The organism is Variovorax sp. 770b2 (genome assembly GCF_900115685.1).
Taxonomy (GTDB): Bacteria; Pseudomonadota; Gammaproteobacteria; order Burkholderiales; family Burkholderiaceae_C; genus Variovorax.
On sequence record NZ_FOXJ01000002.1, the window covers coordinates 649,815 to 671,233 of the forward strand.

Sequence of the window (21,419 nt, forward strand, 5' to 3'; positions counted from 1 at the left end):
GCAGCGAAGCTTTCTACACTGGGCGCTGTTTCCGGCGCTCCCAAATGACATCAGATTCCGTTTCCTCCCTCGCCGCGCTCGAAGCGCGGCTCGCCCAGGACCTCGACTACCTCGGCTGGCCCGGCCGCCAGTGGATGCCCGTGCGGCACAAGGACGGCGAGGCGGTGCTCGACGTGGCCGTCATCGGCGGCGGCCAGGCCGGCCTCGCGGCCTCGGTGGCGCTGGCGCAGCAGGGCATCCGCGCCGTGGTGTTCGACCGGTCCCCCGCGGGCAAAGAGGGCCCCTGGGCCACCACCGCGCGCATGGAAACGCTGCGCTCGCCCAAGGAGCTCACCGGCCCCGCGCTGGGCCTGCCGTCGCTCACCTTTCGCGCGTGGTTCGAGGCGCAATTCGGGCGCGAGGCGTGGGCGGCGATGGACAAGATCCCGCGCTTGCAGTGGATGGACTACCTCGGCTGGTACCGCCGCGTGATGAACGTCGACGTGCGCAACGACACCGCCGTCACCGGCATCCATCCGCTCCCCGACGCCACGGCGGTGCGGCTCGACCTGCGCACGCCGGCCGGCGCCCACAGCGTGCTGGCGCGCCGCGTCGTGCTGGCCACCGGCCGCGACGGGCTCGGCGGCCCTGCGGTTCCCGCGTTCGTCGATGCGCTCTCGCGCTCGCAATGGGCGCACTCGTCCGACGAGATGGACTACGGCCAGCTTGCGGGCCTGCGCGTCGGCGTGGTCGGCGCGGGCTCCTCGGCGATGGACAGCGCCGCCACCGCGCTGGAGGCGGGCGCGCGCAGCGTCGAGATCCTGATCCGCCGGCCCGACCTGCCGCGCGTCAACAAGGGCAAAGGCGCGGGCGTTCCGGGGCTCACGCAGGGGCATTTCGATTTGTCGGACGAGCGCAAGTGGCGCATCCGGCACTACATCAACGTGGCGAACGTGCCGCCGCCGCATGGCAGCACGCTGCGGGTGTCGGCATTTCCGAATGCGTACTTCAACTTCGGCTGCCCGATCCTGTCGGTCGCGCCGCAGGGCGATTCGATGCGCGTGTCGACGCCCAAGCGCGATTTCGAATTCGACTTTCTCATCGTCTCGACCGGCTTCAAGGTCGACTGGCCGAATCGCCCCGAATTCGACGTCATCGCCGCTCACATCCGGACCTGGAAGGACCGCTTCGTGCCCGCGCCCGGCGACGAAGACCAGGAGCTGGCCGATTCGCCGGACCTCGGGCCGGCGTTCGAATTCCAGGAGCGCGTGCCGGGCGAGTGCCCGGGGCTCGATCGCATCCATTGCTTCTGCTACCCGGCGGCGCTCTCGCACGGCACGGTGTCGGGCGACATCCCCGCGATCAGCGACGGCGCCAAGCGGCTGGCGGGCGGCATCGCGAGCCTCTTCTACCGCGAGGATTTCGATCATCACTTCGCCAACCTCGAGGCCTACAGCGAGCCTGAGTTGTTCGGCGACGAGTGGGTGCCCGCGCCGCCGCCCGGCGAACGCACCTGATCCCTTTTTGCATCGAGGACCCCGCATGACGAATCTTTCCGTGCCGCTGCCGGCCATCGACGTGGTCGATGACGCCGTGCCCCTCGCGCCGAACCAGCCGACCTGGGCGCTGCGCCAGCGGCGCGACAAGGTCGTGGCCGCCACCCAGAGCAGCCACGACGCGATGTTCTCGCACGCGGTCCAGGGCCTGTCCCGCACCGACCGCCTGCTGGTCGCGCTGCATGCCTGCCGCGTCTCGAAAGCGCCGAACCTCGCCGCGCACTATCGCGAAGAGCTGGCCGCCGAGAACGTGGACACCGCCGTGGCCGATGCGGTGGAGCGCGGCGACATCGTCTCGCTCGCCGACGCGCGGCTGCGCGCGATGCTGGATTTCGCCGGCAAGCTCATCGCCCGCCCGATCGAGGGCGACCGCGCCGCCATCCAGGCGCTGGCGGCGCACGGGCTGTCGACGCCCGCGCTCGTGGCGCTGAGCCAGCTGGTCGCCTTTCTCTCCTACCAGGTCCGCGTCGTCGCGGGCCTCAAGGCGCTGGCCGCTGCGGAGGCCGCGGCATGACGGCCCCGATCCGCATCCAGGGCTTCACCACCGAGGTGCTGAAGTGGAAACCGTGGCTGGACACGGTGAACGTCGACACCGCCACGCCGGCCCAGCTGGCCGCGCTGGACGAGATGAGCCCGCAGGCGCGCACCTCGCCGTACTTCCTGGTGCTCGCGCACCAGCCCGAGATATTGCTGCAGCGCTCCATCGCCTTCAACGCGATCATGTTCGCGCCCGGCGGCATGCCGCGCGCCGAGCGCGAGCTGGGTGCGACGGTGGAGTCGCGCGTCAACGGCTGCGTGTACTGCGCGTCGGTGCATGCGCAGCGCTTCGAGCAACTGGCCAAGAGGAGCGACGTGATCGGGCAGGTGTTCGAGGAGCCGGCATCGGCCGGCACCACGCCGCGCGAGAAGGCCATCGTCGCGTTTTCGATCAAGCTCGGCGCCGCGCCGGACACGGTGTCGGCCGAGGATGTGCAGGCGCTGAAAGAGGTCGGGCTGGACGCGCTGGAGATCCTCGACCTGGTCCATTCGGTGGCCCTGTTCGCCTGGGCCAACCGGCTGATGCTCAACCTGGGCGAGCCGGTCTTTCCCGCGGACGGGTCATAGGCGCGCGAGCAGCCCGGCGACGGTTTCGCTCTTGAGGCCCAGCGGCGCCAGCAGGTCGTTCTGCGCGCGGAAGTCGACGCCGTTGACCAGCGAGGCCGCGTCCACGATGGTTCGCGTCGCGGGCGTGGGAACCCCGGCAATCTGCCCCAGCGCTTCGACGAACGCCAGGCCGTAGGGCATGTCCTCGGTCACGTAGCGGGTGTCGGTGCGCACCGGCCCGGGCGGGCCGCCGCGCTGGGCGTGCAGCTCGGCCGCGATGTCTTCGAGCCGAGCCGAAGCGGTGCCGAAGGAGCGTGCGAAGTGTTCCTCGATGGGGCCGAGCGCGATGCCGAAGGCCTTCGCCACGGCGCGCCGTTCCAGGTCGAGTGCCTCGATCGCGCGCGACACGCCGGGCGTCATGCAGTGGTACTGCGGCCAGTTCTCGGCGCGCTCGATGCGGGTCCAGTTGAAGACCGCGAGCGGGCCGTGGGACTGCGGGTTGACGTTGGCCAGGGCGCTGGCGAGCACGCTGTCCTGCGCGAAGAAGCCGTCGCCGAACAGCGCGGTGCAGAGCGCCAGGGCCTCTGCGACGTTCGCGCCCGGCAGCGCCGACACGCCGACGGCCTTGCGCCGCGTCATCACCCGGACCTGCGTGCCCGATTCGCGGCGCGCGGTCAGCACGGTCGTGCCGAAGCTGGCGACCGTCAGTTGTTTGCCGGCGTGGCGTGCGGCTTCGTGGAGATAGAGCGACGAGAGCGAGGCCATCGAGCTGACGATGACGGTCTGCCCGTCGCGCAGGAAGGGCAGGAGCGCGTCCATCACGCGCTTGTGGCCGTTGACCGGAAGCGCGAGCAGCAGCACGTCCGAGGCGTGGCAGAGCTGCGCCGCATCGTCGGCGACCTCGACCGTCACGGCGCAGGGCTGCACGCCCCCTGCTACCAGCGGCTGCGTGCGCAAGGCCTCGGCGCCCCGGCCACCCGGCGACCAGAGCGTGACGCCGTGGCCCGCCTGGCGCAGCCATGCGGCGCTGGCGAACGCGATGGCCCCGGTGCCCGCGATGCCGACGCGGTACAGCCTGCCAGCCTCCGTCACCACGGGAGCCTTCGGGAACACCGCGGAACCGGCTCTGCCGGGCCGCCAGTGTTGCCCCCGGTGAGGGGGAAGGAGAAGCGACACGCAGTGCGCGAAGCCTGGGGGAGAGTCACGCTATTCAACCTTGATACCGCCTTGCTTGATCACCTTGGCCCAGCGCTGGCTGTCCTCGGTCACCACCTTGCCGAGCGCCGCCGCGTTGCCGCAGGTGTTGACCGCGCCCAGCTGGGCAAAGCGCTGCTTGGTCTCCGGCAGGTTGCACACCTCGAGCAGCGCGGCGGAGAGCTTGTCGATGCCCGCGGCCGGCATGCGCGCCGGGGCCATCACGCCGACCCACACCGGCACTTCCATGCCCGCCAGGCCCGTGGCCTCGCCGACGGTGGGTGCCGTGCCCATGCTGGGCAGCGCCGCCCGCGAGAAGGTGCCCAGCACGCGCGCCTTGCCGCTCGCGACCATGGGCTCGATCGAGGCGACGCTGGTGACGATCACCGCCACCTGCCCGCCCAGCAGGTCGGTCAGCGCCGGTGCCGCGCCGCGGTAGGGCACGTGCAGCAGGTTCACGCCGCTCGCCTGCGCGAGCAGCGCGCCCGTGAGGTGCGAGACCGTGCCGTTGCCGGTGGATGCGTAGGTGACCTGGCCCGGCCGCGCCTTGGCGTCGCGCAGCACATCGGCGATGGTCTTGTAGGGGCTTTCGGTGCGCACGGACAGCGTCATCGGCGTGTCGGCGACCAGCGCCACGGGCACCAGTTCGTGCACGGGGTCGTAAGGGAGTTTGGCCTGCAGATGGGGCGCGATGGTGACCGCGCCGCCAGTGGCCAGCAGCACGGTGGCCCCGTCGGTCGCCTTGGCCACCGCATCGGCGGCGACGATGCCGCCGGCGCCGGCCTTGTTGTCGATGATCACCGGCGTGCCGAGCCTGTCGGTGAGCTTGGCGCCCAGGTAGCGGGCAATGACGTCCTGCGCACCGCCGGGGGCGAAGGGCACGACCATGCGCAGCGGCTTGTCGTTCTGCTGCGCCCACAGGGGCTGGGTGGCGAGGCTGGCGGCGGCCGCAAGGCCCAGGGCAAGGTGTTTGAGGCGCAGTTTCATGGGGCTCCAGGCGGTGCGAAAAGCGGGCAAAAAACGGGCGGAAAGCAGGCGTTACCCGCGCAACACGCAGGTTACGCGCCCCAAGTCTAGGGTCCGGCGGCCGGACGCCCGCCTGAAAGCGATAATCCGCCTTCCCCGGTGCGCCCCGCGCCGGGCTCCTGCCGTACCGTCATGAACCCCAGCTACAAACCCAGCGACGTCGAGTCCGCTGCCCAGGCGCAATGGAGCGCCGTCGATGCCTACCGCGTCACCGAGGACGCGAGCCGCAAGAAGTACTACGCCTGCTCCATGCTGCCGTACCCCAGCGGCAAGCTGCACATGGGCCATGTGCGCAACTACACGATCAACGACATGCTCACGCGCTACCTGCGCATGAGCGGCTACAACGTGCTGATGCCCATGGGCTGGGATGCCTTCGGCCTGCCGGCCGAGAACGCGGCGCTGAAAAACGGCGTGCCCCCAGCCAAGTGGACCTACGAGAACATCGACTACATGCGCGGCCAGCTCCAGGCCATGGGCCTGGCGATCGACTGGAGCCGCGAGATCGCCACCTGCGATCCGAGCTACTACAAGTGGAACCAGTGGCTGTTCCTGAAGATGCTCGAGAAGGGCATTGCCTACCGCAAGACCCAGGTGGTGAACTGGGACCCGGTCGACCAAACCGTGCTGGCCAACGAGCAGGTGATCGACGGCAAGGGCTGGCGCACCGGTGCCACGGTCGAGCGCCGCGAGATCCCTGGCTACTACCTGAAGATCAGCGACTACGCCGAAGAGCTGCTCGAGCACACGCAGCACAAGCTGCCGGGCTGGCCCGAGCGCGTCAAGCTGATGCAGGAGAACTGGATCGGCAAGAGCGAGGGCGTGCGCTTCGCCTTCACCCATGACATCCAGGATGCGAGCGGAAAGCTCATCCAGGACGGCCGCATGTACGTGTTCACCACGCGCGCCGACACGATCATGGGCGTCACCTTCTGTGCCGTGGCGCCCGAGCATCCGCTGGCCGCGCACGCCGCCACGCGCGACCCGAAGGTCGCGGCCTTCATCGAGGAGTGCAAGAACGGCGGCACCACCGAAGCCGAGCTCGCCACGCAGGAGAAGAAGGGCGTGCCCACGGGCCTGACCGTGAAGCACCCGATCACCGAGGAGCAGGTGCCGGTGTGGGTCGGCAACTATGTGCTCATCGGCTACGGCGACGGCGCCGTGATGGGCGTGCCCGCGCACGACGAGCGCGACTTCGCCTTCGCCAACAAGTACGGCATCGAGATCATCCAGGTCGTGCTGGTGGACGACGAGCCGCACTTCGACTATCACAAGTGGCAGGACTGGTACGCCGACAAGCAGCGCGGCGTGACCATCAACTCCGACAACTTCAGCGGCATGTCGTACAAGGAGGCCGTGGCCGCCGTGGCGCATGCGCTGGGCCAGAAGGGCCTGGGCGAGCTGCAGACCACCTGGCGCCTGCGCGACTGGGGCGTGAGCCGCCAGCGCTACTGGGGCACGCCGATCCCGATCATCCATTGCGACGAGCACGGCGCGGTGCCGGTCCCCGAGAAGGACCTGCCCGTGGTGCTGCCCACCGACTGCGTGCCCGACGGCTCCGGCAACCCGTTGAACAAGCACGAAGGCTTCCACGCCGGCGTGGTCTGCCCCGTGTGCGGCAAGCCCTCGCGGCGCGAGACCGACACGATGGACACCTTCGTGGATTCGTCGTGGTACTTCATGCGCTACTGCGACCCGAAGAACGACCAGGCCATGGTCGCCGAGGGCGCGGACTACTGGATGCCGATGGACCAGTACATCGGCGGCATCGAGCACGCGATCCTGCATTTGCTGTACGCGCGCTTCTGGACCAAGGTGATGCGCGACCTGGGCCTGGTGAAGGCCGACGAGCCCTTCGCCAAGCTGCTGACGCAGGGCATGGTGCTCAACCACATCTTCTACAAGCGCAGCGAAAAGGGCGGCAAGGACTACTTTCCGCCTTCGGAAGTCACACCCGTGCTCGATGCGCAGGGCCGCATCACCGGCGGCACCACGGCCGACGGCACGAAGGTCGAGTACGGCGGCGTCGGCAAGATGGGCAAGAGCGAGCGCAACGGCGTCGATCCGCAGGACCTGATCGAGAAATACGGCGCCGACACCGCGCGCCTGTACACCATGTTCACCGCGCCGCCCGAAGCCACGCTCGAGTGGAACGATGCCGCCGTCGAAGGCAGCTACCGGTTCCTGCGCCGGGTGTGGAACTTCGGCGTGGCGCAGGCGGACGTGGCGCCGGCCAAGGCCGGTGGACAGACGTTCGGCAAGGCCGCGCAGGCGCTGCGCCGCGAGGTGCACACGGTGCTGCGCCAGGTCGACTACGACTACCAGCGCATGCAATACAACACGGTGGTGTCGGGCGCGATGAAGCTCTTGAACGCGCTGGAGGGCTTCAAGCCCGACGGCAGCGCGGGCGATGCGACCGCGCTGCGCGAGGGCTTCGGCATCCTGCTGCGCTGCCTGTACCCCGCCACCCCGCACATCGCCCAGCAGCTGTGGAGCGAGCTGGGCTACGACAAGGACCTGGGCGGCCTGCTCGATGCGGCCTGGCCGACGGTCGACGTCCAGGCGCTGGTGCAGGACGAGATCGAACTCATGCTGCAGGTCAACGGCAAGCTGCGCGGCAAGCTGCTGGTGCCGGCCGGCGCCTCCAAGGACGAGATCGAGAAGCTCGCGCTCGCCTGCGACGACTTCGTCGCCTTCGCCGAGGGCGCGCCGCCCAAGCGCGTGATCGTGGTTCCCGGCCGTCTGGTCAACGTGGTCCTTTGAACGATAGAAGCATGAACAAACGCAATGCCTCGTTGCCGCGCCGCGGCTTTCTTCTCGGCCTGGCCGCCGCGGGCGCCAGCGTGGGCCTGGCCGGCTGCGGCTTCGAGCTGCGCAAGGCGCCGGTCTTCGCGTTCAAGACGCTGTCGGTGGAGGGCAATTCCGCACTCATCAACCAGGTGCGGCGCGAGTTGCGCGCGGCCGGCACGGTGACGCTGGTGCCCAAGGAAGACGCCAAGACCGCCGACGCGGTGCTGGTGGTGCTTGGCGAAGACCGCGACCGCTTCGTGATCTCGACCAATTCGGCCGGCGCGCTGCGCGAGCTGCAACTGCGCCTGCGCGTGCGCTTCAGCCTGAAGACGCCGGGCGGCAAGGAACTGCTCTCTGCCTCCGAGGTGTCGCAGACGCGCGACCTGAGCTTCAACGAAACCAATGCGCTCGCCAAGGAAGGCGAGGCCGAACTGCTGTTCCGCGACATGCAATCCGACATCGCGCAGCAGCTGATGCGGCGCCTGGCGGCCGTCAAGGAACTCTAGGCGCTCCGCGCCGCAGCGTTTTCCATGCAACTTGCCAGCGCCCAACTCGGAGCCCACCTGCAGAAGGGGCTCAAACCGCTCTACACGATCCACGGCGACGAGCCGCTGCTCGCGCAGGAAGCGGCCGATGCCATCCGCGCCGCTGCGCGCGAGCAGGGCTACACCGAGCGCAGCTCGTACACCGTGGCGGGCGCGCACTTCGACTGGAGCGCGGTGCTCGCGGCGGGGGGCTCGCTTTCGCTCTTCGCCGACAAGCAGATCGTGGAGATCCGCATCCCCTCGGGCAAGCCCGGCAAGGACGGCAGCACCGCCCTGCAGCAGCTGGCCGAAGCCGCACCCGGCAACGACAGCACGCTCACGCTGGTGATGCTGCCGCGCCTGGACAAGGCCACGCGCACCGGTGCCTGGTTTTCGGCGCTGGAGAACAACGGCGTGAGCCTGCAGGTCGACCCGATCGAGCGCGCCGCGCTGCCGCAGTGGATCGCGCAGCGCCTCGCGCTGCAGGGCCAGCGCGTGATGCCGGGCGACGAAGGCCAGCGCACGCTGCAGTTCTTTGCCGATCGCGTCGAAGGCAACCTCCTGGCCGCGCACCAGGAAATCCAGAAGCTCGCGCTGCTGCACCCGGCGGGCGAATTGAGCTGGGAGCAGGTCGAAGGCGCGGTCAACAACGTGGCGCGCTACGACGTGTTCAAGCTCTCCGAAGCGGTGCTCGCGGGCAACCCGCAGCGCGTGGCGCGCATGCTGGACGGCCTGCAGGCCGAGGGCGAGGCCGAGGTGCTGGTGCACTACACGATCGCCGAGGACATCCGCGCATTGAAGCGCGTGAAGGACGCCATGGCCGCCGGCCGGCCGCTGCCGATGGCGCTGCGCGAGAACCGCATCTGGGGCCCGCGCGAGCGCGCCTTCGAGCGCGTGCTGCCGCGGCTGGACGACCGCATGCTGGCGCGCCTGCTGCGCGCGGCCCACCTGGTGGACGGCATCTGCAAGGGCCTGAAGCAGCCCGACTGGCCCGCCAGCGGCTGGCAGGCGCTGCAACGGCTGGCGCTGATGCTGTGCCGCGCGTGCAGCAGCGCCCCGGCAACCGCCCGCCGCGCCTGATTCGCGCCTGAATTTCGATGGCTGGAGCCGCCAAAAGGCTTGCGTAAGCCGGGCTACAGGTCCGCGTGGGAAAATGCCGACATGAATGCGTTCAACGTCAGCGAGCACATGCAGGCCCTCGGGCTGCAGGCAAAGACCGCTGCTTTCCTCATGGCCCGTGCGGATGCAGCTACCAAAAACATAGCATTGAAGGCGCTTGCCCGGCGCCTGCGCGAAGCCGGCCCGGCGCTGGCGGTCGCCAACCAGAAAGACCTGGAACGCGCCACCGCCGCCGGCCTCTCGGCACCGATGGTCGATCGGCTCAAGCTCACCCCGAAGGTCATCGAGACCGTGGCCCTGGGCTGCGAACAGCTCGCCGGCATGGCCGACGTGATCGGCGAGATCATCGGCATGAAGCAGCAGCCCAGTGGCATCCGCGTGGGCCAGATGCGGGTGCCGATCGGCGTGTTCGGCATGATCTACGAGAGCCGGCCCAACGTGACCATCGAGGCTGCGAGCCTGGCGATCAAGAGCGGCAACGCGGCCATCCTGCGCGGCGGCTCGGAAGCCATCGAGTCGAACAAGGCGCTGGCGCTGCTGGTGTCCGAGGCGCTGGCCGAAGCGGGCCTGCCGGTCGAGGCGGTGCAGCTGGTGCAGACCACCGACCGGGAAGCCGTGGGCCAACTGATCGCCATGCCCGAATTCGTGGACGTGATCATTCCGCGCGGCGGCAAGGGGCTGATCGAGCGCATCAGCCGCGACGCCAAGGTGCCCGTCATCAAGCACCTGGACGGCAACTGCCACGTGTACGTGGACGACACGGCCGAGTTCGCCATGGCGCTGCGCATCGTGGACAACGCCAAGACCCAGAAGTACAGCCCCTGCAATGCGGCCGAAGGCCTGCTGGTGTCGGAAGCGGTCGCGGAAGACTTCCTGCCGCAAATCGCCGCCATCTTCGCTGCCAAGGGCGTGGAAATGCGCTGCGATCCGGCCGCCGCCCGCATCCTGCGGGCGGATGAAGCCGCCGATCCGGCCGCCAGGGTGGTCGACGCGGTCGAGTCCGACTGGTCCGAGGAGTACCTGGCCGCCGTCATCAGCATCAAGGTCGTGGCCGGCGTGGACGAAGCCATTGCGCACATCAACCGCTATTCGAGCCACCACACCGATGCCATCGTCACGCGCGACCACGTGCATGCGCAGCGGTTCCTGCGCGAGGTCGATTCAGCCAGCGTCATGGTCAATGCGAGCACCCGCTTCGCCGATGGCTTCGAGTTCGGGCTGGGTGCCGAAATCGGCATCAGCACCGACAAGTTCCACGCCCGCGGCCCGGTCGGCATCGAAGGGCTGACCTCGCTCAAGTACGTGGTGCTCGGCCAGGGCGAAGTGCGCACGTGATGGACGCCGAAGCCGCCTGTGCGGTCTTGTCATCGGGGCGGACACCCCCAATTCCTACAATTCCGCTCCACCTCTGAGAGGTTGAGAGGCAACCCGACATGACCGCTCATCCCCCGCAAACGCCCCCACTCCGCGTTGCAAATGCTCGCCATAGCCCGAGCTATGGCTGCGCTTTGCGCCTTGATTGGGCCCATTTGCGGGGGCTGCTCGGTCACGCCGAATTGCCTCTCAGCCTCTAATACAAATCGAAGAAGGCCGCCGCATGGTTCCGCATCTTGTCACCGCCCTGACCGGCCCGATCAACGAACTGGAGCAGCGGGTGCTCGACTCGATGCCCGCCATCGAGCGCTGGTTCCGCCTCGAATGGATGGAGCACACGCCGCCGTTCTACAGCTCGGTGGACATCCGCAACGCGGGCTTCAAGCTCGCGCCGGTGGACACCAACCTGTTCCCCGGAGGCTGGAACAACCTCACCAAGGAAATGCTGCCGCTGGCGGTTCAGGCCGCGCAGGCGGCGATCGAAAAGATCTGTCCGGAGGCGCGCAACCTGCTCGTCATTCCGGAAAATCACTCCAAAAACACCTTTTATCTCGCCAACATCGCGCAACTGGTGCGCATCTTCCACATGGCGGGGCTGAACGTGCGGATCGGCTCGGTCGATCCGGCCATCAAGTCGCCCAAGAAGATCGAACTGCCCAACGGCGAGACCGTCACCCTCGAACCGGTGGTGCGCGGCAAGCGTCGGCTGGGTCTGAAGAACTTCGATCCCTGCACAATTTTGCTCAACAACGAGCTTTCTGCGGGAACGCCGGGCATCCTGGAGGATCTTCACGAGCAATACCTGCTGCCGCCGCTGCACGCGGGCTGGTCGGTGCGCCGCAAGAGCAACCACCTGCACAGCTATGAAGAGCTGTCCAAGCGCCTGGGCAAGCTCCTGGGCATCGACCCCTGGCTCATCAACCCGATCTATGCGCGCGCCGAAGGCGTCGACATCGCCGAGGGCCGCGGGATCGACGTGCTGACCAGCCACGTGGACGCGGTGCTCACCAAGGTGCGCCGCAAGTACAAGGAATACGGCATCAACGAAAAGCCGTTCGTGGTCGTCAAGGGCGGCCACAGCGGCAGCGGCAGCCCGGGCGTGGTGACGGTGCGCGATGCCAAGGACGTCGAGGCGCTGATCGGCAAGTCGCGCACCAGCACCTCCTCGGCGGCGAAGACCTCTGCCGGGCGCGACCTGCGCGAACCCACCGAACTGATCGTCCAGGAAGGCGTGCTGACCAACGAGCGCGTGCACAACGGCGTGGCCGAGCCGGTCGTCTACATGATGGACCGCTACGTGGTCGGCGGCTTCTACCGGGTGCATGCCGCGCAGGCGGCCGACGAGAACCTGAAGCTCCCGGACGCGAGCTTCGTGCCGCTGGCTTTCTCGGAAAGCACGCACATGCCCCAGCCCGGTGCCAAGCCCGGTGCGAGCGCGCCGAACCGTTTCTACATGTATGGCGTGGTCGGCCGCTTGGCCATGGTCGCGGCCAGCTACGAGATGGAAGCGACCGACCCGGACGCCGAAATCTACGAATGATTGGGGTTGTCGGGTTGCGGGGTCACCGGGCAACGGCAAAATAGCGGCCCCACAGCAACGGAAACAAAAGGGCGGGAGGGGCGACGCGTGGTGGAACGAATGTTCCGCCGCCACGACGCCCCCGCGTGTCTGACGCGTCGATCTCCAACGGCCAGCCCTTTTTCCCATCGACTTCGTGTCAGCCCCCAAATCAATCTCTGCCGGCCTGATCGTCGGCGCCATCGGCGTCGTCTATGGCGACATCGGCACCAGCGTGCTGTATGCCGTCAAGGAAGTGTTCGGCCACGGCCATGTGCCGTTCACCGTCGAAAACGTCTACGGCATCCTTTCGATGTTCTTCTGGACGTTGACCGTCATCGTCTCCATCAAATACGTGGTGCTGGTGCTGCGGGCCGACAACGAAGGCGAGGGTGGCCTGGTCGCGATGCTCGCGCTGGCCTCGCGGGCGGTGGCCGACAAGCCCAGGCTGCGCCATCTGCTGCTGGTGGTCGGCATCTTCGGCACGTCGCTCTTCTACGGCGACGGGGTCATCACCCCGGCGATCTCGGTGCTGTCGGCGGTCGAGGGCCTGGAGGTGGTGTCGCCGCACTTCACGCACTACGTGATCCCGATCACCCTGGTCGTGCTGTTCTGTCTCTTCGCCGTGCAAAAGCGCGGCACTGCGGGCATCGGCAAGTTCTTCGGGCCGGTCACGCTGGCGTGGTTCGCGGCCATCGCGGTGCTGGGCGTGTGGCAGATCCTGCACCACCCCGAAATCGTCAAGGCGCTGAACCCCTGGTACGCGCTGAAGTTCATCTGGGACAACCCGGGCACCAGCTTCATCCTGCTGGGCGCGATGGTGCTGTGCGTGACCGGCGCCGAGGCGCTGTATGCCGACCTGGGGCATTTCGGCAAGAAGCCGATCCGCATCGCGTGGTTCTCGGTCGTCATGCCGGCCTTGACGCTCAACTACCTTGGCCAGGGCGCGCTGCTGCTGGAGAACCCCGAGGCGGTGAAGAACCCGTTCTTCATGATGGCGCCCGAGTGGGCGCTGGTTCCGCTGGTGATGCTGGCCACGCTGTCCACGGTGATCGCGTCGCAGGCGCTCATCACCGGCGCGTTCAGCGTGACGCGCCAGGTGATCCAGCTGGGCTACCTGCCGCGCCTGAACATCGAGCACACCAGCGTACGCACGGCCGGGCAGATCTACATTCCGCTGGTCAACTGGGGCCTGTTCGTGGCCATCGTGCTGGCGGTGGTGATGTTCCGCACCTCGAGCAGCCTGGCCGCGGCCTACGGCATCGCGGTGACGACCGACATGCTGATCACCACGATCCTGACCTTCTTCGTGATCCGCTATGCGTGGAAGCTGCCGCTGGCGCTGTGCATCGCATCGACCGCGGTCTTCTTCGTGGTCGACTTCCTGTTCTTCGCCTCGAACCTGCTCAAGCTGTTCGAAGGCGGCTGGTTCCCGCTGTTGATCGGCGGCTTCGTGTTCACGCTGATGATCACGTGGAAGGAAGGCCGGCGCCTCATGGGCGAGGCGCAGCATGCCGATGCGATCGACCTGAAATCGTTTCTCGATTCCGTGTTCGTGAGTCCGCCGGCGCGCGTCGACGGCACGGCGGTATTCCTCACCGCGGAGCCGGGCGTCGTGCCCAATGCGCTGCTGCACAACCTCAAGCACAACAAGGTGCTGCACGAGCAGAACATGTTCGTCACCGTGCGCAACCATGAGGTGCCCTGGATCCCGATGGACAAGCGCATCGAGATCGAGGCGCTGGGCCACCATTGCTGGCAGGTCATGGTGCACTACGGCTTCAAGAACGACATCGACCTGCCGCGTGCGCTGGAGCATGCGCGCCTGCGCGGCTGCCAGCTGGAGCCGATGGCCACGAGCTACTTTCTCTCCCGCGACGTCGTGATCCCGACGCTGGGCAGCGGCATGGCGCCGTGGCGCGAGAAGCTCTTCGCGCAGATGCACCACAACGCAAGCGGGGCGGCGGCGTTCCTGGGGCTGCCGAACAACGCGGTGGTGGAGTTGGGGTCGAAGATCGAGATTTGAGGCAGCGGAAGGGGCGGTGGCCTCTTCAGCCGAAATCCCCGGGCCGCTCCGCCGCGAGCTGCGTCATGTGCGCTGCGATCGCCCCCGGCGTCGTGAACCAGATCTCCCCACGGTCCCGCGCCTGCGCCAGGTGCGCGAGCGCCGTGCGCAGGTGCCGCAGCCGGTACGGCTGGCCCACGATGTACGGGTGCAGCGCCAGCCCCATCACCAGCGGCTGCGCGCGCGACTGCGCCAGCATCTCGTCGAAGTTGTCGACCACCATCGCGCTGAAATCCTTCGCATCCATCAGGCGGCCCATGATCATCGGGATGTCGTTGAGCTCCTGCGGATACGGCACCGACCAGATCGAGCCGCCGCCGCGCGTGCGCATGCGCACCGGCTGGTCGTCGTGGCACCAGTTGAGCGTGTAGCCGTAGCCGGTTTCGCCGAGCAGGTCGGGCGTCGCGGCGCTCTCCGAGATCCATGGCGACAGCCAGCCCGCGGGCGCCTGGCCGCTTTCGCGCAGCATGCGTTCGCTGCAGCGCAGCAGCAGGGCGCGCTCGTGTTCTTCGTCGAGCGCGCCCTGGCGCTCCGCGTTGCTGTGGCCGTGGCCGATGAGTTCGTCGCCGCGCGCCACGCAGGCCTCAACCAGTTCTGGACAGTGGTCGTACAGCGCGGTGTTGATGAGCGCGCCGGTCGGCAGCGCGAGCGCATCGAACAGTTCGAGGCAGCGCCACGCGCCCACCCGGTTGCCGTATTCGCGCCAGCCGTGGTTCAGCACATCGGGCTGCGGCGAGGCCGGGCCGATGCACGCGCCCAGGCCGTCGCCGAAGGCGAAGTGCTCGATGTTGAAGCCCAGGTACACGGCCAGCCGCGCGCCGTTCGGCCAGGCGTGGTCGGGGCGCCGCGTGATCGGCCGGTAGTCGAAGCGGTCGTGCGAGGGCAGGAGGTCGGGCCAGCGTGTCGTCATGCGCACCGCCTCACAGCACCGCGAGCCCGGCGCGCACCAGCAGCCACTCGGCGCTGTCGTTCCACACGTCCATCTGCACGATGAGCCCGTGGCTCACCACGTAGCGGTCGACGTACCGGTTGCCTTCGAAGGCCGTGCCGTCGGGCCAGGCACCGTAGAGCGTGCCCAGGCTGTAGACCACGGTGGCCTCGGGCGTGCCGCCGGCCACCGTTTCGGTGCGTTCGATCTTCTTCTTCACCCAGGCGTAGCGCTTGGCGTTGAAGGCCGAGGTGTCGCCGGGCGCGTGCATCTCGCGGTTGCCGGTGAAGCGGATGCGGATGCCGGGCGCGGTGAAGCGCGAGGCCGATTGCGGGTCGGGAATCATCACGAGCCGGAGGAATTCGTCGACCACCGCGGCGGGGTCGAGGGGAGCGGGGGCGTTCATGGGGTTCTCCATCGTTGGGCCACGGCGGTGCGTGGCCGGGAACCTCCGCAATTCCTGTGCCGAACGGGCCTCGCCCGGGCGCTTGGGCTCCCGGCACAATCGCCCGATGTCATTTTTCAAGGACCTGAGCCTTTCGGCTTTCACCGCGGGTTTTGTCGCCGTGCTTGTGGGTTTCACGAGTTCGGTGGCCATCGTGTTCCAGGCCGCGCAGGCCTTCGGCGCCACGCCCGAGATGGCGGCTTCGTGGATGTGGGCGCTGGGCATCGGCATGGGGCTGGCCTCTGCGCTGCCGTCGCTCTGGTGGAAGAAGCCCGTGATGATCGCCTGGAGCACGCCGGGCGCGGCGGTGCTGGCGGTCGCGGGCGTCGGCCACAGCATGGGCGAGGCGGTGGGTGCGTTCATCGTCTGCGCGGTGCTGATCGTGCTGGCCGGCGCCACCGGCTGGTTCGAGCGCGTGATGAACAGGATTCCGATGGCGATCGCCTCCGCGCTCCTGGCCGGCGTGCTGGCGCGCTTCGGCATCTCGGCCTTCGTTGCGGCGCAGACCGCCTTGCCGCTGGTGCTGCTGATGCTGGGCACCTACCTCGTCGCCAGGCGGCTGCTGCCGCGCTATGCGGTGCCGCTGACGTTGCTCGTGGCCATCGTCTTCGTGGCGGCGCGCGGCGAGCTGGCGTGGTCGTCGGTGCATTTCTCGCTCGCATGGCCGGTGTTCACGATGCCGGTCTTCAGCTGGCAGGCCGTCGTGAGCCTGGCGCTGCCGCTCTTCGTCGTGACCATGGCCTCGCAGAACCTGCCCGGCGTGGCGGCGATTCGCGCGAGCGGCTACAGCGATTTGCCGGTCAGCAAGCTCATCACGCTCAGCGGCCTCGCGACGCTGGTGCTCGCGCCCTTCGGCGCGTTCGCGCTGAACCTGAGCGCGATCACCGCGGCCATGTGCATGGGCCGCGAAGCCCATGAAGACCCGGCGCGGCGCTACACCGCGGCGGTGAGCTGCGGTGCGATCTACGTGGTGATCGGGATATTCGGCGCCGCGGTCACGGGGCTGCTCACGGCGTTTCCGAAGGAGCTGGTCGCGGCCATCGCGGGCCTCGCGCTGCTGGGCACCATCGGCGGCGGACTCGCGGCCGCGGTGCGCGACGAATCGCACCGCGAGGCGGCGCTGATCACCTTCCTGGTCACGCTCTCGGGCGTCACGCTGGCGGGCATCGGCTCGGCCTTCTGGGGCGTGGTGGCCGGGGCGGTGGCGCTGGCCGTGCAGCAGGTGGGGCGAAAGCAAAAAGCCCCAGTCGGCAAGGAGATGGCCGCTTCCGGCAACATCGCCCCAGAAACCAACGTGGCCGCCGCACCCGGCGCCGGAAAGAACGTCTCGTGAAAAACATCCTCTTCGTCGCCGATCCGCTCGATCACTTCAAGATCTACAAGGACACCACCTTCTCGATGATGCGCGAGGCCCAGCGGCGCGGCCACCGCATCGCGGCGTGCCTGCCGCAGGACATCCAGTGGAAGTCGGGCGGGCGGGTCACCGCCACGGTGCAGCAGATCACGCTGACCGGCGACGCCAAGGACTGGTACACCGTGGACATCACCGAATCCAAGGCGCTGAAGGACTTCGACGCGGTGCTGATGCGCAAGGACCCGCCTTTCGACGCCGAGTACATCTACTCGACGCACCTCTTGCAGCAGGCCGAGCGCGAGGGCGCGCAGGTGGTCAACTCGCCGCGCGCGCTGCGCGATCACCCCGAGAAGCTCGCGATCATGGAGTTTCCGCAGTTCGTGACGCCCACGCTGGTCACGCGCAGCGCGCAGGCCGTGCGCGACTTCCATGCGGAGCACGGCGACATCATCCTGAAGCCGCTCGACGGCATGGGCGGCATGGGCATCTTCCGCGTGAAGCAGGACGCGCTGAACCTGGGCTCCATCGTCGAGACGCTCAACAAGGACGGCGCCGAGACCATCATGGTTCAGCGCTTCGTGCCCGAGGTCGTTCAAGGCGACAAGCGCATCCTGATCATCGCGGGCGAGCCGGCGCCCTTCGTGCTGGCGCGCATTCCCCAGGGCACCGAGGTGCGCGGCAACCTGGCCGCGGGCGGCAAGGGCGTGGCGCAGCCGCTGACCGCGCGCAACCGCGAGATCGCCGAGGCAATTGGCAAGGTGCTCGCGCCGCGCGGGCTGCTGCTGATCGGGCTGGACGTGATCGGCGACTCGGTCACCGAGATCAACGTGACCAGCCCGACGTGTTTTCAGGAGATCACGGAGCAGACCGGCTTCGACGTGCCGAAGATGTTCATCGACGCGCTGGAGAAAACCCTGCGTCCTGCCTGAGCACCGGAGTCTCCGGGCGGGCTTCGCGCTCGCGCCGGGCCTGCAGGCGTCGTGAGCGCAGCTTGCGCGCCCAGATGACGATGCCGGTGATCGACAGCATCGCCACCACCAGCCCGAGCGCCGACATCATGATGCGGCCCGGCATGCCCAGGATGCGCCCGCCGTGCAGCGGCAATTGCAATTGCGCGAACACATCGGCCGCCGTGCCGTGCCACGGCCGGTTGCTGCCGATGATGTGGCCGTCGCGCCCGTCCATGTAGAGGTTCGACAGGCCCATGCCGTCGCTGTCGTCGTGCGTGGCGTGGTCGAAGAACGAGACGTTGTAGAAGCCGCCGCGCGCGTTGTAGAACGCGCCGCCCAGCGGCGTCGTCCAGCCGCGGCGCCGGGCCTCGGCGTCGGCCTGGGCCACGATCTCGCGAAAACCGATGGTGGGCTCGATGCGCGTGTCCAGCGGTGCGAGGGGTACCAGCGCCGACGGACCCGGCGTGGTCTTGGAGACCAGCGAGAGCATCGGGTGGAACACCTCCTTGTAGAGGTTCAGCGAGAACGAGGTGAAGGCCACGACGATGATCAGCCCCCAGATCCACAGCCCGCCCGCGCGGTGCAGGTCGAAGTTGAGCTTGTAGCCGCCGGCCGCCCAGCGCACGGTCCACGCCGGCTTCCAGCGCTGCCACCAGGCGGTGGCCGGCCGGTGCGCCGGGTGCACGGCCCGGCGCAGGCGCCGGGGCATCGTGAGGTAGAGCGCGACGACGCTGTCGATGAGCCACACCAGCGCCACCGTGCCCATGATCCACCAGCCGATGCGGTCGGTGCCCCACATCGCCGGCACGTGCAGCATGTAGTGGAGCTTGCGCAGGAACGGCATCAGCGTCTCGGGCCTGAGCGAGACGGCGGTCGAGTCGCGGCGCCCGCGCACTTCGGCGGTGACCGGGTCGACGAACACCTGATTGTAGCCGAGCTTGAAGGGCTTGCCGGTGGCCGGATCGGTGCGCGGCTGCACGAAGTAGCCGGCGGCGTGGCCTTCCTCGAAACCGAGTGGAAGGTATGCGACCCGCGCACGCGGATCGTGCGCCTCGACCGCGGCGGCCAGCGCGAACGGGTCCTTGAAGGGGCCGCGGCTCTGCGTGTCGTAGAGCTTGCGGTTGAGCCAGCCGTCGATCTCGTGGTCCCACGAGATGACGGCGCCGGTCAGGCCCGAGACGATGAGGAACAGCGCGACCGCCAGGCCCGCCCAGCGGTGGATGGCGGTCGCGAAGGCGCGCATCAGAAGTCGATGGTGCCGCTCACGGCGACTGTGCGCGGCGCGCCCATCACCAGGTAGTTGGAGCCCTGCGTGCCACCCACCGAAGCCCAGTACGACTTGTTGAACAGGTTGTCGATGCGCGCGCGCAGCGTGAGCGCACGGCCGTTGCCCAGGTCCACCAGGTAGCGCGCGCCGATGTCGAAGCGCGTCCAGCCCGGAATCTGCTGCGTGTTGGCGGCGTTGGCGTACTGCTTGGAGGTGTACAGGAGGCGCGCATTCAGCGACAGGTTGCGCACACCGGGCACGTCCCACTCGGCGCCCAGGTTGGCCTGCTGCTTGGCCACGCCGATGGCGGTGAGGCCGTCGGTGGCGCCGCCTTGCGTGTTCTTCTGCTTGGCGTCCAGCAGCGTCAGGCCGCCGAGCAGGCGCAGGCCCTTGGCCGGCTGGCCGAACACCGAGAACTCCAGGCCCTGGTTGCGTTGCTTGCCGTAGAGGCCGTAGGTCTGGCCCGAGTACTGGTAGACCGGCTGGTCGGTGGTGAAGAACGCGGCGCTGGCGCCCAGCGTGCCGCCGTCGTACTTGACGCCGATTTCCTTCTGCTTGGCCTGGTACGGCGCGAACACGTCACCGGCATTGGTGACCGGGCGGTTGTTCACCGTGCCGGGCGCCACGTTGCCCTTGACCAGGGCTTCGATGTAGTTGGCGTAGGCCGATACGGTCGGCGTGATCTTGAACACGACGCCGGCCACCGGCGTGGTCTTGCTCTTGTCGTAGGCGCTCGATTCCTTGATCGTGTTGTAGGCAAAGCTCGTTTGCTTGATGGTCTGGCGGCGCGCGCCGAGCGTGACCAGGAGGCGGTCCTCCATGAAGGACATGGTGTCGGCAATGGCGATGCTCGACGTGTCGATCTTGTCGGTCAGGCGCGGGTCTTCGAGCGTGTTGCCGGTGAAGCCGTTGGCCACCGGGTTGGGCGAGAAGAAGGGCGCGTAGATGTTGTTGAGGACGGCCCCGCGCGAGATCGCATAGGCGTTGTCGCGGTCGTTGCTGTACGTGGCGGCCGAGGCCACCACCGTGTGCTTCACGGGGCCGGTGGCGAAGTTGCCGCGCACGCCGATCTCGGCGGTGCCGATGCGGTCCTTGCGGGTGTTGCTGAAGCGCGTGTTGCTGGTGTTGCCGAACGAGTTGACCAGGGTCGGGTTCGACAGCACGTTGTCTTCGTCGCTGCGGCGCACGCCGCCGGCGGCCCAGGCCGTGATGTTGTCGGTGATGTCGACTTCGCCGCGGAAGGTGGCGAACTTGTCCTTTTCCTTCGAATAGGTCCAGGGCTGCGCGAAGTTGCTCTTCGCGTCGGGCGCGCGCGGGATCGGCAGGCTCGAGGAGGGCGTGAGGCTCGGGCGGCCGTCCTTCAGGTCGAAGTCCTGGTAGCCGAAGTCGGCCGACAGGCGCACGCTGCGGCTGTGCCAGTCCAGGCCGACGCCGAAGGCGCTCAGCTGCTGGCTTTCCTTGAAGACACCGGTGCCGCCTTCGCGGCGCGCGGCGTTCACGCGAACGCCCAGGCTGTCGTCAGGGCCGAAGCGGCGTGCCAGGTCGAGGTTCACGAAGCCCTGGCCGCCGCTCTGCACGCCGAAGCCGACGCGGGTGAGCGGTTCGTTGGGCGCGCGCTTGGGCAGCAGGTTGATCGCACCGCCGATGCCGCTGCCGCCGGGCGCGGCGCCGTTCAGGAAGGTGTTGGCGCCGCGGAACACTTCCACGCGTTCGAAGAATTCAGAGGCGATGTACTGGCGCGGCAGCATGCCGTAGAGGCCGTTGTAGGAAACGTCGTCCGAGTACACGGGGAAGCCGCGCACCACGTAGAGCTCCTGGAAGTTGCCGAAGCCGCGGGCCTGGCGCACCGACGGATCGTTGAGCAGCACGTCGGCGACGCTCTTGGCCTGCTGGTCCTGGATCAGTTCGTTGGTGTAGTTGGTGCTGGAGAACGGCGTGCTCATCATGTCCTGGTTGCCCAGGATGCCGACCCGCCCGCCGCGCGCCACCTGGCCGCCGGCGAAGGGCTTGGTCAGGCCTTCGGCCGAGGCGTCGGCGCTCGCTTCGACGTTGACGGGGGCCAGGGCACCGCTCGGTGCGGGCTCGGCCGCGGGGGTCTGCGCCATCGCCGCCAGGGCATTCAGGGCGAGGAGCGACGCGATCGCGGTCGGGCGAAGAGGGAAAAATGGAGCGGGCATGGAGGATCTGATGTGCGCAAATGAGAACCG

The 21,419-nt window shown here is 68.3% G+C and carries 17 protein-coding genes; 11 read left to right on the forward strand and 6 right to left on the reverse strand.

Going from position 1 to position 21,419, the window contains the following annotated elements; translation table 11 throughout:
* The first annotated feature begins 44 nt into the window (after positions 1–44).
* Genes BM133_RS18590 through BM133_RS18600 form a run of 3 tightly spaced genes read left to right on the forward strand, consistent with a single transcriptional unit; the run spans position 45 to position 2,639 of the window.
* Positions 45–1,496 (forward strand): NAD(P)-binding domain-containing protein, encoded by a 1,452-nt coding sequence (locus tag BM133_RS18590; protein WP_093436708.1) that lies wholly within the window; start codon positions 45–47, stop codon positions 1,494–1,496.
* 25 nt (positions 1,497–1,521) lie between these two features.
* Positions 1,522–2,049 (forward strand): CMD domain-containing protein, encoded by a 528-nt coding sequence (locus BM133_RS18595; protein WP_093436711.1) that lies wholly within the window; start codon positions 1,522–1,524, stop codon positions 2,047–2,049.
* Positions 2,046–2,639, forward strand: coding sequence for a peroxidase-related enzyme (locus tag BM133_RS18600; RefSeq protein ID WP_093436714.1), 594 nt, complete (start codon positions 2,046–2,048; stop codon positions 2,637–2,639). Before BM133_RS18595 ends, BM133_RS18600 begins: the two co-directional genes overlap by 4 nt.
* Here the strand turns inward: BM133_RS18600 and BM133_RS18605 are convergent.
* Positions 2,634–3,713, reverse strand: a complete 1,080-nt coding sequence (locus tag BM133_RS18605) for an NAD/NADP-dependent octopine/nopaline dehydrogenase family protein (protein ID WP_256219254.1) — start codon at positions 3,711–3,713, stop codon at positions 2,634–2,636. The genes BM133_RS18600 and BM133_RS18605 overlap by 6 nt on opposite strands.
* Before the next feature lie 111 nt (positions 3,714–3,824).
* Positions 3,825–4,799 (reverse strand): Bug family tripartite tricarboxylate transporter substrate binding protein, encoded by a 975-nt coding sequence (locus BM133_RS18610; RefSeq protein WP_093436717.1) that lies wholly within the window; start codon positions 4,797–4,799, stop codon positions 3,825–3,827.
* A 171-nt stretch (positions 4,800–4,970) separates the two neighbouring features.
* Between BM133_RS18610 and leuS the strand changes: the two genes are divergently transcribed.
* The 6 genes from leuS (at position 4,971) to BM133_RS18640 (ending at position 14,229) form a co-directional block, all read left to right on the forward strand.
* Positions 4,971–7,601, forward strand: a complete 2,631-nt coding sequence (gene leuS, locus BM133_RS18615) for a leucine--tRNA ligase (RefSeq protein ID WP_093436720.1) — start codon at positions 4,971–4,973, stop codon at positions 7,599–7,601.
* 11 nt (positions 7,602–7,612) lie between these two features.
* Positions 7,613–8,134 carry an LPS-assembly lipoprotein LptE gene (lptE, locus tag BM133_RS18620; protein ID WP_093436723.1) on the forward strand — a complete coding sequence of 174 codons (522 nt, stop codon included), beginning with the start codon at positions 7,613–7,615 and terminating at the stop codon, positions 8,132–8,134.
* Positions 8,135–8,158: 24 nt separating this feature from the next.
* Positions 8,159–9,232, forward strand: a complete 1,074-nt coding sequence (gene holA, locus BM133_RS18625) for a DNA polymerase III subunit delta (protein ID WP_093436726.1) — start codon at positions 8,159–8,161, stop codon at positions 9,230–9,232.
* Positions 9,233–9,313: 81 nt separating this feature from the next.
* Entirely contained in the window at positions 9,314–10,606 is a 1,293-nt protein-coding gene (locus BM133_RS18630; RefSeq protein ID WP_093436729.1) for a glutamate-5-semialdehyde dehydrogenase, read from the forward strand.
* 262 nt (positions 10,607–10,868) lie between these two features.
* A complete protein-coding gene (gshA, locus tag BM133_RS18635) occupies positions 10,869–12,185 on the forward strand; it encodes a glutamate--cysteine ligase (RefSeq protein WP_093436732.1) in 1,317 nt (438 codons plus the stop codon).
* Between the two features lie 175 nt (positions 12,186–12,360).
* A complete protein-coding gene (locus BM133_RS18640) occupies positions 12,361–14,229 on the forward strand; it encodes a potassium transporter Kup (RefSeq protein ID WP_093436734.1) in 1,869 nt (622 codons plus the stop codon).
* A 25-nt stretch (positions 14,230–14,254) separates the two neighbouring features.
* Here the strand turns inward: BM133_RS18640 and BM133_RS18645 are convergent, their stop codons facing one another.
* Both BM133_RS18645 and BM133_RS18650 read right to left on the reverse strand, forming a co-directional pair.
* Positions 14,255–15,178 (reverse strand): polysaccharide deacetylase family protein, encoded by a 924-nt coding sequence (locus tag BM133_RS18645; RefSeq protein WP_093436737.1) that lies wholly within the window; start codon positions 15,176–15,178, stop codon positions 14,255–14,257.
* A gap of 10 nt (positions 15,179–15,188) precedes the next feature.
* Positions 15,189–15,602 (reverse strand): nuclear transport factor 2 family protein, encoded by a 414-nt coding sequence (locus tag BM133_RS18650; RefSeq protein WP_256219255.1) that lies wholly within the window; start codon positions 15,600–15,602, stop codon positions 15,189–15,191.
* 106 nt (positions 15,603–15,708) lie between these two features.
* Between BM133_RS18650 and BM133_RS18655 the strand changes: the two genes are divergently transcribed.
* Both BM133_RS18655 and gshB read left to right on the forward strand, forming a co-directional pair.
* Positions 15,709–16,974, forward strand: coding sequence for a benzoate/H(+) symporter BenE family transporter (locus BM133_RS18655; RefSeq protein ID WP_093436743.1), 1,266 nt, complete (start codon positions 15,709–15,711; stop codon positions 16,972–16,974).
* Positions 16,971–17,924: a glutathione synthase gene (gene gshB, locus BM133_RS18660; protein ID WP_093436746.1), complete on the forward strand. Its 954-nt coding sequence runs from the start codon at positions 16,971–16,973 to the stop codon at positions 17,922–17,924. Before BM133_RS18655 ends, gshB begins: the two co-directional genes overlap by 4 nt.
* Here the strand turns inward: gshB and BM133_RS18665 are convergent.
* Together BM133_RS18665 and BM133_RS18670 are read right to left on the reverse strand one after the other, a co-directional pair.
* Positions 17,887–19,188, reverse strand: a complete 1,302-nt coding sequence (locus BM133_RS18665; protein WP_093436749.1) for a PepSY-associated TM helix domain-containing protein — start codon at positions 19,186–19,188, stop codon at positions 17,887–17,889. The genes gshB and BM133_RS18665 overlap by 38 nt on opposite strands.
* Positions 19,188–21,389 carry a TonB-dependent receptor gene (locus tag BM133_RS18670; RefSeq protein ID WP_093436752.1) on the reverse strand — a complete coding sequence of 734 codons (2,202 nt, stop codon included), beginning with the start codon at positions 21,387–21,389 and terminating at the stop codon, positions 19,188–19,190. Before BM133_RS18670 ends, BM133_RS18665 begins: the two co-directional genes overlap by 1 nt.
* Positions 21,390–21,419: the final 30 nt, after the last annotated feature.